At 69.6% G+C, this 10173-nt stretch carries 11 protein-coding genes; 6 read left to right on the top strand and 5 right to left on the bottom strand.

The features are described 5' to 3' along the window. Positions 1 to 880 (top strand): dihydrolipoamide acetyltransferase family protein (locus ACYVE7_RS21095; protein ID WP_460366693.1); only part of this gene is annotated, 880 nt, incomplete at its 5' end. A 46-nt stretch (positions 881 to 926) separates the two neighbouring features. Here the strand turns inward: ACYVE7_RS21095 and ACYVE7_RS21090 are convergent. After that, entirely contained in the window at positions 927 to 2537 is a 1611-nt protein-coding gene (locus ACYVE7_RS21090; protein ID WP_460366692.1) for a hypothetical protein, read from the bottom strand. 124 nt (positions 2538 to 2661) lie between these two features. Between ACYVE7_RS21090 and purS the strand changes: the two genes are divergently transcribed. From purS to ACYVE7_RS21065, 5 genes are all read left to right on the top strand, one after another. Further along, complete coding sequence (gene purS / locus ACYVE7_RS21085) at positions 2662 to 2904, top strand: phosphoribosylformylglycinamidine synthase subunit PurS (protein ID WP_460366691.1); 243 nt, start codon at positions 2662 to 2664, stop codon at positions 2902 to 2904. 187 nt (positions 2905 to 3091) lie between these two features. Further along, positions 3092 to 3547 carry an ATP-binding protein gene (locus ACYVE7_RS21080; RefSeq protein WP_460366690.1) on the top strand — a complete coding sequence of 152 codons (456 nt, stop codon included), beginning with the start codon at positions 3092 to 3094 and terminating at the stop codon, positions 3545 to 3547. Positions 3548 to 3609: 62 nt separating this feature from the next. Then, positions 3610 to 4284, top strand: coding sequence for a phosphoribosylformylglycinamidine synthase subunit PurQ (purQ, locus tag ACYVE7_RS21075; protein WP_460366689.1), 675 nt, complete (start codon positions 3610 to 3612; stop codon positions 4282 to 4284). After that, complete coding sequence (gene purL, locus ACYVE7_RS21070; RefSeq protein WP_460366688.1) at positions 4281 to 6524, top strand: phosphoribosylformylglycinamidine synthase subunit PurL; 2244 nt, start codon at positions 4281 to 4283, stop codon at positions 6522 to 6524. The genes purQ and purL overlap by 4 nt, the downstream gene beginning before the upstream one ends. A 78-nt stretch (positions 6525 to 6602) precedes the next feature. Then, complete coding sequence (locus tag ACYVE7_RS21065; protein ID WP_460366687.1) at positions 6603 to 7145, top strand: GNAT family N-acetyltransferase; 543 nt, start codon at positions 6603 to 6605, stop codon at positions 7143 to 7145. 23 nt (positions 7146 to 7168) lie between these two features. Here ACYVE7_RS21065 and ACYVE7_RS21060 read toward each other — a convergent pair whose 3' ends face one another. The 4 genes from ACYVE7_RS21060 to ACYVE7_RS21045 form a co-directional block, all read right to left on the bottom strand. Beyond that, positions 7169 to 7498 (bottom strand): ArsR/SmtB family transcription factor, encoded by a 330-nt coding sequence (locus ACYVE7_RS21060; protein ID WP_460366686.1) that lies wholly within the window; start codon positions 7496 to 7498, stop codon positions 7169 to 7171. Between the two features lie 32 nt (positions 7499 to 7530). Then, a complete protein-coding gene (locus ACYVE7_RS21055) occupies positions 7531 to 8430 on the bottom strand; it encodes a coiled-coil domain-containing protein (RefSeq protein WP_460366685.1) in 900 nt (299 codons plus the stop codon). A gap of 76 nt (positions 8431 to 8506) precedes the next feature. Then, on the bottom strand, positions 8507 to 9637 hold the full coding sequence (locus ACYVE7_RS21050; protein WP_460366684.1) for a S8 family peptidase: 1131 nt from the start codon (positions 9635 to 9637) through the stop codon (positions 8507 to 8509). Between the two features lie 57 nt (positions 9638 to 9694). Then, positions 9695 to 10173 (bottom strand): hypothetical protein (locus tag ACYVE7_RS21045; protein WP_460366683.1); only part of this gene is annotated, 479 nt, incomplete at its 5' end.

The raw sequence follows: 10173 nt of genomic DNA, 5'->3' as shown, positions 1-10173 counted from the left end.
GCCCCGTGGCGGGGTGCTCGCCAAGCCGCCCGTCCGCAAGTTCGCCAAGGACCTGGGCGCCGACCTGGCCGCGGTGACGGGCACAGGCCCCGCCGGTTCGATCACCCGCGACGACATCCGCGCGTTCGCCGAGCCGACCGTCCCCGACAGCCCGGCGCAGCTCCTGGAGCCGGCCGCGCCGGTGCCGCAGGGCGAACGCGAGACCCGCCATCCGGTGAAGGGGGTCCGGAAGGCGACGGCGGCCGCGATGGTCTCCTCGGCGTTCTCGGCCCCGCACGTCACCGAGTTCCTCCAGGTCGACGTGACGGCCACGATGCGGGCCGTCGAACGGCTGCGCACCTACCCGGAGTTCGCCGACGTCAAGGTCAGCCCGCTGCTGCTGGTGGCGCGCGCCCTGCTCCTGGCGGTGCGGCGGTATCCGATGGTCAACGCGAGCTGGGCCGAGCAGGAGATCGTCCAGAAGAACTACGTGAATCTGGGGATCGCGGTGGCCGCGCCGCGCGGGCTGATCGTCCCGAACGTCAAGGACGCCCATCTGCAGTCCCTGCCGGAGCTGGCCGCGAGCATCAACTCCCTGGCCAGGACGGCCCGCGACGGCAAGTCCACGCCGCAGGACCTGTCCCAGGGCACCATCACGATCACCAACATCGGGGTGTTCGGGATCGACGCTGGCACCCCGATCCTCACCCCGGGCGAGGTGGCGATCCTGGCGTTCGGCCAGATCCGCGACCTGCCCTGGATCCACAAGGGCAAGATCAAGCCGCGGAAGGTCACCACCCTGTCGCTCTCCTTCGACCACCGGGTGGTCGACGGCGAGCTCGGCTCGGCGGTCCTGCGCGACATCGGCGCGATGCTGGAGGACCCCCTCCGGATGCTCTGACGACCGAAGCCGAGGGCCGTATCCGTCCGGGATGCGGCCCTTCCGGCTATTCGCGGGACAGCGCCCGGGTGGCCCCCGCGGCGACCGTCAGGCCGAGCAGCAGCCCGCCCGCGACCAGGATGTTGGCGATGACCTGGTAGATCCCGGCCGGCGAGAACTCGACCTCCTGGCCGAGCGAGCCGATCGGCAGCAGCAGATCGAGGGTGTAGAAGAACGCGTTGAAGTGGGGCTGGTGGCCGTCGTCCAGGATTTCCGGGGGTTTGATCGCGAACACCACGGTGCCGAGCACCTGGAGCGCGAGCAGCCAGGCGCCCGCCCGGAACGGGGCGTAGCCGTAGCCGACCGTGACGTCCTGCAGGTAGCCGACGGCCTTGCGGGCCATCGACTGGGTGCTGCGCCGGTCCCGCTGCTTGGCCAGCAGGATGTTCCGGCCGTCGGCGTCCATCCCGATGGTCCGGTAGGTGGCGGCGAGCCGCTCGTACGGCTGCGGGATGTAGCCGTCCTTGTCGCGGCGGATCCAGGCGAGCCGCTCCTTGGCGGTGAGCGGCGGTTCGAGGGTCTCGTAGGCGAGGCCGTCGAGCTGGAGGGTGGACGCCCAGGTGGTGGGGTCGTCGCGGAGCAGGTTGATCCGCGCGTAGGAGTAGTCGACGACCCCTTCGACCGGTTCCGCGGGCCGCAGCAGCAGTTCCTCCGCGGTGATCCGCTGGACGCTCAGCGCCGTTCCGGACGGATTGCTGAGTTTGGCGTCGCGGAAACTGAGCTGCCCGCCGATTCTGGCCCCGTTGAACCGGGCCTCGCCACTGCAGCTGAATCCTTCGGAGCAGTAGACGTCGGTGTCGACGGTCAGATCGTCGGCGTTGAGCGCGAGCCCGGTATGGCTGAGTTTCGCGCCGACGAAAGACAGATATCCGCCGATCTGGCCGCCGCGCAGTCGCACTTCTCCTTCGGCCTGGAATCCGCCGTCGCAGAACACGTTGGAGGCCACATTGAGCCGTGACGCGTACAGCGCGGGCCCGCCGGGGTTGTGGAGCCGGGCGTTGCGGAAGATCAGCTGTCCGCCGATCTGGGCACCCGGCAGCCGCACTTCGCCTTCGGCGAGGAAGCCGTCGTTGCAGTAGACGTTGGCGTCGACGCGGAGCCTGTCGCCGAGCAGGGCGTCGCCTTCGGCGCTGGTGAGCTGGACCCGGCTGAGGTTGAGGATGCCGCTGATGTGCGCGCCGTCCAGCACCAGCCCGCTGGTGATCACGGAGCCTTCGAGCCAGAGATGCCCCTCGATCCGCGCGCCCGAGGCGACGAGCCCGGGCAGCCGGCAGCGGATCAGGTGGACGGAGGTGAGCTGAGCCCAGTAGAGATGCGGCGGTTCTTCGAACACGCATTCGGTCAGGGCGAGCGGAACCGACACCTGGGCGTGCCCCAGATTGAGGGAGTCAGTGATGTACGCCCCGGTGATCCGGACCGCGGCGACCTGCCCCGGTTCGGGCTCGCGCGCCCCCGCCAGCAGCGCGACCAGCACTTCCGCGCGGATTCTGCGGGCCGCGCCCCAGGCGGCGTCCTGGGTGGTGAGGTCGGAGCCGCTGGTCGACAGATCGACCAGCTCGCCGGAGGGAAAGGCGTCCCAGACGCGGCGTTCCGCGGGGGAGAGGTCGGCGGTGTTCAAGGTCTCGGCTCCTGGGGGGTTGACCTGCGAAGCTGCGTCGGTGCCGTACGCTTTCGGTGCGGTAAAGACTAAATCAGTGATCAAGCCCGGGGGTAAGTCCCCGGATGCGAGGGGGAACCCCAAGATGGCGCGTGTGGTCGTCGACGTCATGCTGAAGCCGGAGATCCTGGACCCGCAGGGCCAGGCCATCGTCCGCAAGCTGCCCCAGCTCGGTTTCGAGGGTGTGGCGGCGGTCCGTCAGGGCAAGCGGTTCGAGGTCGAGGTGGACGGTCCCGCGGACGAGGCCGCCCTCGACAAGGTCCGCAAGATCGCCGAAACGCTGCTGGCGAACACCGTCATCGAGTCGTTCGAGGTGCACGCCGAATAAACGTGGCGGGAACGTGAACCGAATCACTGCAATTGGTCCGTTCCAAGCCATGCCGAATGTGAAAGAGTCCGCGCGCTCGTGATTACGCCCCAGGCCCCGGGGAACTGTTAACTTCGTCCGGAGATTGACGAACGGGGAAGCGGATCGGGTTTTCCGGTCCGGCGGCCCATGAGGTGGCCTGGTGGACATGAAGTTCTCGCTTGCGTTGCCCCGCGAGGTGCTGAGCGTCCCGGTGATCCGCCGGGTCCTCGGTGACGCGCTGCGTGGACTCGGAGTCTCCGAGGATTGCATCGGTGACATTCTTGTGGCGGCCTCCGAGGCATGTACCAATGTCGTCCGACATTCGACGACCACCGAATACGAGGTGGTCGGCAGCATCGACGACGAGATCTGCTCGCTGAGGATCACCGACCACGGCGTCGGCTTCGGCCCGTCCGTGCCGGGCGGTCCCGGCGGCGCGCGGTCCCATGACGAGCTCGCCGAATCGGGCCGCGGCATGGGCATCATGGCGGCCCTCGTCGACGATCTGACCCTGTCGACCACGGCCGACGGTGTGAGCGTCGCGCTGTGCAAACGGCTGACCTGGCACGACGAAGCACTCATGAGGCGACTCGAATCCGAACTGGTACACAGCGCCCGGTAGGTTATAGGCGAGATGGTGAGTGCCTGAAGAGAGCACCTCCTCTGATCGCTTATGGAGCGCCGATGGCCCGGGTGGGCGTCATCACTTTCCCTGGTTCACTTGATGATCGCGACGCCGCCCGTGCGGTGGCGCTCGCCGGAGCGGAGGCCGTGCCGCTCTGGCACGCCGACTCCTCCTTGCAGGGGGTCGACGCGGTCGTCCTGCCCGGCGGTTTCTCCTACGGCGACTACCTGCGCGCAGGCGCGATCGCCCGCTACGCAAAGATCATGGAGGAGCTGATCCCGGCCGCCCGCGAGGGCCTGCCGGTACTGGGCATCTGCAACGGGTTCCAGGTTCTCGCCGAGTCGCATCTGCTGCCCGGCGCGCTCATGCCGAACGCGGGAGGCCACTTCGTCTGCCGCGACCAGCGGCTCCGTGTGGAGAACTCCTCGACCCTCTGGACGTCGGACTACTCCGACGGCCAGGAGATCGTCATCCCGGTGAAGAACGCGGACGGCCGGTTCACCGCCTCGGCCGAGACCATCGCGGAGCTGGAGGAGACCGGCCGGATCGTGGCCCGCTACGTCGACGTCAACCCCAACGGGTCGATGAACGACATCGCGGGGATCACCAACGAGGCCGGGAACGTCGTGGGTCTCATGCCGCACCCGGAGCACGCCGTCGAATCCCTCACCGGGCCGACCACGGACGGCCTCGGCTTCTTCACCTCGATCATCAAGGGCCTGGTCAGCGCATGAGCACCGACAACGTAGAACTCGCCAAGCAGACCCCCGACCATCCGCAGCCCTACAAGGAGCTGGGGATGAACGACGAGGAGTACGGCCGTGTCCGGGCCATCCTCGGCCGCCGTCCCACCGCCTCCGAGCTGGCGATCTACTCGGTGATGTGGTCGGAGCACTGCTCCTACAAGTCCTCGAAGGTGCATCTGCGCCAGTTCGGGGACAAGGCGCCGCAGACCGACGCGCTGCTGGTCGGGATGGGCGAGAACGCGGGCGTCGTGGACGTCGGGCAGGGCTGGGCGGTGACCTTCAAGGTCGAGTCGCACAACCACCCGTCGTATGTGGAGCCCTACCAGGGCGCGGCCACGGGCGTCGGCGGGATCGTGCGCGACATCATCTCGATGGGCGCGCGGCCGGTCGCCGTCATGGACTCGCTGCGGTTCGGCCCGGCGGACGCCCCCGACACCAAGCGGGTGCTGCCGGGCGTCGTCGCGGGCGTGGGCGGCTACGGCAACTCCCTCGGCCTGCCGAACATCGGCGGCGAGACCGTCTTCGACCCCTGCTACCTGGACAACCCGCTCGTCAACGCGCTGTGCATCGGCGTGATGAAGCACGAGGACATCCACCTCGCCACGGCCTCCGGGCCCGGCAACAAGGTGATCCTCTACGGCTCCTACACCGGTCCTGACGGCATCGGCGGCGCGTCCGTCCTGGCCTCGGCGACCTTCGACGAGGAGTCGCAGGCCAAGCGGCCCGCCGTCCAGGTCGGTGACCCGTTCACCGAGAAACTGCTGATCGAGTGCTCGCTGGAGCTGTTCCACAGCGACCTCGTCGTCGGCATCCAGGACCTCGGCGCGGCCGGGGTGTCCTGCGCGACCACCGAGCTGGCCGCGTCCGGCACCGGCGGCATGGACGTCCGGCTCGACCTCGTTCCGCTGCGCGACTCGACCATGACTCCTGAGGAGATCCTCATGAGCGAGTCGCAGGAGCGGATGATGGCGGTCGTGACGCCCGAGAACGTCGAGGCGTTCCTGGCCGTCTGCGCCAAGTGGGAGATCCCCGCGACGGTGATCGGCGAGGTCACCGACACGGGCCGGCTCATCATGACCTGGCACGACCAGGTGATCGTCGACATTCCGCCGCGGACGGCCGCCCACGACGGGCCGGTCTACCAGCGGCCCATCGAGGTTCCGCAGGACCAGGCGGCGCTGCAGGCCGACGGCCCGGCCCGGTTGGCCCGCCCGTCCAACCGCGACGAGCTGCGCAAGACCGTCCTGTGGCTGATCGGTTCGCCGAACCTGGCCTCGAAGGAATGGGTGACTTCCCAGTACGACAGGTACGTGCTCGGCAACACCGTCCTCGCGCAGCCCGAGAACGCCGGCCTGATCCGGCTCGACGACGAGACCGGCCTGGGCGTCGCGCTCTCCCTCGACGGCAACGGCCGGTACACCCGGCTCGACCCGTACTCGGGCGCGCAGCTCGCGCTGTCGGAGGCGTACCGTAACGTCGCGACGACGGGTGCGCAGCCGCTGGCCGTCACCAACTGCCTGAACTTCGGCTCGCCGGAGGACCCGGGTGTCATGTGGCAGTTCGCCGAGGCCACCCGCGGGCTCGCCGACGCCTGCCTGGCGCTCGGCATCCCGGTGACCGGCGGCAACGTCTCGTTCTACAACCAGACCGGCAACACCCCGATCAACCCGACCCCGGTGATCGGTGTGCTCGGCGTCCACGAGGACGTCCGCCGGCGCAACGCGATGGCGTTCGCCGCGGAAGGCCACAAGGTCGTGCTGCTCGGCACCACCCGCGAGGAGTTCGGCGGGTCGGAGTGGGCGCACGTCATGTACGGCCATCTGGGCGGGCTGCCGCCGCGCGTCGACCTCGCCGCCGAAGCCGCCCTCGGCTCGGTGATGATCACCGCGGCGCGTGAGGCGCTGCTGTCGGGGGCGCACGACGTGTCGGACGGCGGGCTCAACCAGGCGCTCGTCGAGGCGTCCCTGCGGGGCGGGCTCGGCGTGCGGGTGGCGCTTCCGGGCGATGCGTTCACCGGGCTGTTCGCCGAGTCGGTGGCGCGCGCCGTCGTGGCCGTCCGGCCCGAGGCCGAGGCCCGGTTCGTCGACATCTGCGAGCAGGCCGGTGTGCCGTTCACCACGATCGGGGTGACGGGCGGCGACTCCTACACCGTCGACGGCCAGTTCACGATCCCGCTGCACGAGCTCCGTGAGGCCTACACGGCCACGCTCCCGGCCATCGTCGGCTGATTTTCCCGATGGGGCCCTCGCTGCGGCGGGGGCCCTTATTGGTTTGCGCTCGGCGTGCGGGGCCGGTGACCATGGGGGATGAACGTTCCCGAGACCATCGACCTCGACGGCTACGAGCTGCGCCGCTGGCGTCCCGAGCACGCCGCCTCCTCCGACGAGGCGATCCACGCCAGCTTCGACGCCCTCCACGCGTGGATGCCGTGGGCGGCCGAGCCCGGCACCATATCGGACCGCGTCGACTTCATCGAGACGTCGCGGAACGACTGGGAGGCGGGCACCGCCTACAACTTCGGGATCTTCGAGGGCGACAGGGTCGTCGGTTCGATCGGCCTGATGACCCGCAGCGGCCCCGGCTCCCTGGAGATCGGCTACTGGCTGCACAGCGGCTGGACGGGCCGCGGCGTCATGACGAAGGCCGCGGGCACCCTCACCGAGCTCGCCCTGGCCCTTCCCGGCGTCACCCGGGTCGAGATCCACTGCGACGAGGGCAACAAGGCGTCCGCCGCGATCGCCGCCCGTCTCGGCTACACCCTCGCCTGCACCGCCAACCGCACCCCCGCCGCCGCTTCCGACACCGGCCGCGACCAGATCTGGATCAAGGAGCGCGAAGCCGGAGCATGACGCTCAGGGCTGCTCGCGGCCGGTCAGCAGCAGTTCTCCGCCCCAGGGTCGGGGCAGGCCGCCGGATCGACCGCGAGCACCACCCCCAGCAGATCGCCCAGCGCATGGTCGAGCCGGGCGTCGGCGAGCTCGTAGCGGGTTCTGCGCCCCTCCGGCACGGCGACGACCAGCCCGCAGCCACGCAGGCAGGCCAGATGGTTCGACAGGTTCTGCCGACTCGTGCCCACCAGCTCCGCGAGCTCCGCGGGATACCCCGGCCCCTCCCGCAACGCCATCAGCAACCGCGCCCGAATCGGATCGGACAGCGCATGCCCGAACCGAGCCAACACCTCGAACGACGCCAACGTCTCCATAGCCCAACAGTACAGCGAATCCTGTATTCAGCCTAGAAGACCGAGATGTGGACGTGGTCGTAGTGGTTCTGGGTGATGCTGCCGCGGTTCGACATGGTCTTGGAGGAGCCGCTGCGCATGTCGTAGTAGCGCTGCTGCCAGATCACGTACTTGATGCCGTACTTGACGTGGTTCTTGATCGCCCAGGCGAGGAGGCGGTCGCCCTGGGCCTTGCGTTCGGCGGTGGGCATCGAGCCGCCGGTGGACTCCATGAAGTCGCAGGCGCGGCCGGTGCCGTGGTCCTGGGGGTCGCCGGGGCGCAGGCAGCCGACCATGAGGAACGGGCCCTGAGAGTCGAGCGCCGCCTGCCGCATGTCGACCAAGCGGGTGGTGAGGCCGCTGTTGCCGACGAACGGAGTCGGGGCGAACTTCGCGATCTTCTTGCGGATCTCTTCCTTGCGGGAGCGCATCTCGGCGATCGCGAGCTGGAGCTTCTTCAGCTTGGCCTTGGCGTCGCGGTTGGCCTTGGCCTGCAGATCGAGCAGGTACTGGACCTGTCCGAGCCGCTGAGTCTCGTTGTCGGTGAGGTGCTGGAGCATGGCCGCGCCGGCCAGCATCGTGTTCGGGTCGCCCTGCTGGAGGGCCCCGATCGACGGGTCGAGCCCCTGGTTCATGTACTTGTTCGACGCGATCCGGGCCACGGCCGTCCGGGACTTCTCCAGCTCCTCGGCCAGATCGTCCTTCCGCTGGAGGGTGCGCTTGGCGTCGAACTCGAGGTCCTTGAGGTCCTCGAGCTCCCCGCCCAGCTCCTTGTCGAGCTGCGCGAGCTGCTTCTGCAGCACCGACAGCTTCTCCTTGTCGGACGGCTTGGTGACCAGGGCGCTCGACGACGGGGCGGCCAGGAACAGCGCGCTCGCCGCGGCGAGGGCCGCGAGCGGTAGGCGACGCCTCATGCGCGCTCTCCTTTCGGGGGGCGAAAGCGGACCGGGAACAACGGGGAACAATCTAGCCCCAACGGTTACGTCTCGGTCACAGACGTCCGGAATACAGCAGCCGGTCGGGCGAACCCTTCTTCAGCTTCTTCAGCCGGTGTCTGGTCGCCTGCGCGTTGAGCCACTTGGACAGTTTGCCGGAAGACGTCGCGCCATGGGCGGACTTGTAGAGGGCCGCGACGCCCGCCACGAACGGCGACGCCATCGACGTCCCGCTGAACACGGCCACCTGGCCGCCCGGCAGGTCCGAGGTGATGTTCTTGCCGGGGGCGTAGAGATCGAGGCAGGAGCCGTGGTTGGAGAAGGCGGCGGCCCGGTCGGCGGAGGTGCTGGCGCCGACCGTCACGGCGGCGGGGGCGCTGGCCGGGGAGGTGACACAGGCGTTCTTGGACTCGTTGCCCGCGGCGACCGTCACCAGGACCCCGGACTTGGAGAGCTTCGTCACGGCGCGGTTGACGGCCTTGGACTTCGGGCCGCCCAGCGACAGGTTCGCGACGGCGTTCGCCCTGTGGTGCTCGCGCACCCAGTTGAGCGCGGCGATCACCTTCGAGTAGGGGGCGTCGCCCGCCCGGTCCAGCACCCGGACGGAGTGCAGCCTGACGCCCTTGGCCACGCCGTACCGGCTGCCGCCGACGATCCCGGCCACATGGGTGCCGTGGCCGTTCGGGTCGCCCTTGCGGCCGTCCCTGACCCCGTCGTAGACGGTGTCGGCGCGGCCGCCGAAGTCGGGGTGCGCGGTGTCGATCCCGGAATCGATCACATAGACATCGGCCTTGGCGCCGGTGTTCTTGTAGCCGTAGCCGCCGGAACGTCCGGCCTTGCGCTGGTCGATCCGGTCGAGGCCCCAGGTCGGACGGCTCTGGACGCGGGTGGCCTTGGCGATCTGGTCCTGTTCGATGGCGGCGACCGACGGGTCGCGGCGCAGCCGGTCGAGCTGGCTCGCGGTGAGCTTCGCGGCGAACGCGCCGTCGAGGTCCTGGAGGGCGGCGTAGGCGTGGGCCTTCGCCCGGGACGCGGCGTCGCTCTTCATGGTCACGATGTACCGGTCCTTGATCCCCTGGCCGGTGGCGGCGTAGGCGACCGGCGCGAGCGCCGCCTGGACCGGGACGACCAGCGCCGCGGCCACTCCCGCCGCGGTCAGAACGGCCATGACGGGACGACGGGGCACGGAGGAACTCCTCAGGGCGGCGGCGGGACGACCCGAGGATATGTAAGGTTTTGACCGTTATTGACGGGTGAGCCGGCCTTCGTAGTGCCGGTCGCCCTTGGCCCAGGCCCAGTCCAGCGCGCCGTCCTTGTCGGTCAGGGTGACCACACCGGACGTGCAGGGGCCCGTCTTGACCGTCAGGGACATCTGCCTGGTCCCGCCTTCGCCGCCCGTCCGGGCGAGCTCCGCGGAACAGGGGCCCGTGCTGATCGTCGCCTTGGCGCGGTCGCCGTCCTGGAAGGCCAGCTCGACGGTGAACTTCACCCCGTTCTGGTTGGTGACCGTGCCCTTCCAGGCGCCGGTGAAGGCCGCGCCCGGCTGCTCGGACTTGGCGGACTGCGGGGCGGCCTTCTCCTCGTCGCCGCCGAGACCGCGCAGCAGCGTGATCACCAGCACGCCGCCGAGCACGCCGACCGTCAGCGCCGCGAGCCCCTTGACCACGCGCCGGTCCCGCAGCTTCCGCTGCAGCGCCCCGCCCAGCCCGGCCCTGCCCGGCG

This window comes from Actinocorallia lasiicapitis, from assembly GCF_054778695.1.
This window is presented reverse-complemented; position numbering and strand designations above follow the sequence as displayed.

What these genes read in the sequence shown, in the direction of transcription:
- purS (WP_460366691.1), top strand. Translation starts at nt 2,662, where the DNA reads ATGGCGCGTGTGGTCGTCGACGTCATGCTGAAGCCGGAGATCCTGGAC.
- ACYVE7_RS21080 (WP_460366690.1), top strand. Translation starts at nt 3,092, where the DNA reads ATGAAGTTCTCGCTTGCGTTGCCCCGCGAGGTGCTGAGCGTCCCGGTG.
- purQ (WP_460366689.1), top strand. Translation starts at nt 3,610, where the DNA reads ATGGCCCGGGTGGGCGTCATCACTTTCCCTGGTTCACTTGATGATCGC.
- purL (WP_460366688.1), top strand. Translation starts at nt 4,281, where the DNA reads ATGAGCACCGACAACGTAGAACTCGCCAAGCAGACCCCCGACCATCCG.
- ACYVE7_RS21065 (WP_460366687.1), top strand. Translation starts at nt 6,603, where the DNA reads ATGAACGTTCCCGAGACCATCGACCTCGACGGCTACGAGCTGCGCCGC.
- ACYVE7_RS21060 (WP_460366686.1), bottom strand. Translation starts at nt 7,498, where the DNA reads ATGGAGACGTTGGCGTCGTTCGAGGTGTTGGCTCGGTTCGGGCATGCG.
- ACYVE7_RS21055 (WP_460366685.1), bottom strand. Translation starts at nt 8,430, where the DNA reads ATGAGGCGTCGCCTACCGCTCGCGGCCCTCGCCGCGGCGAGCGCGCTG.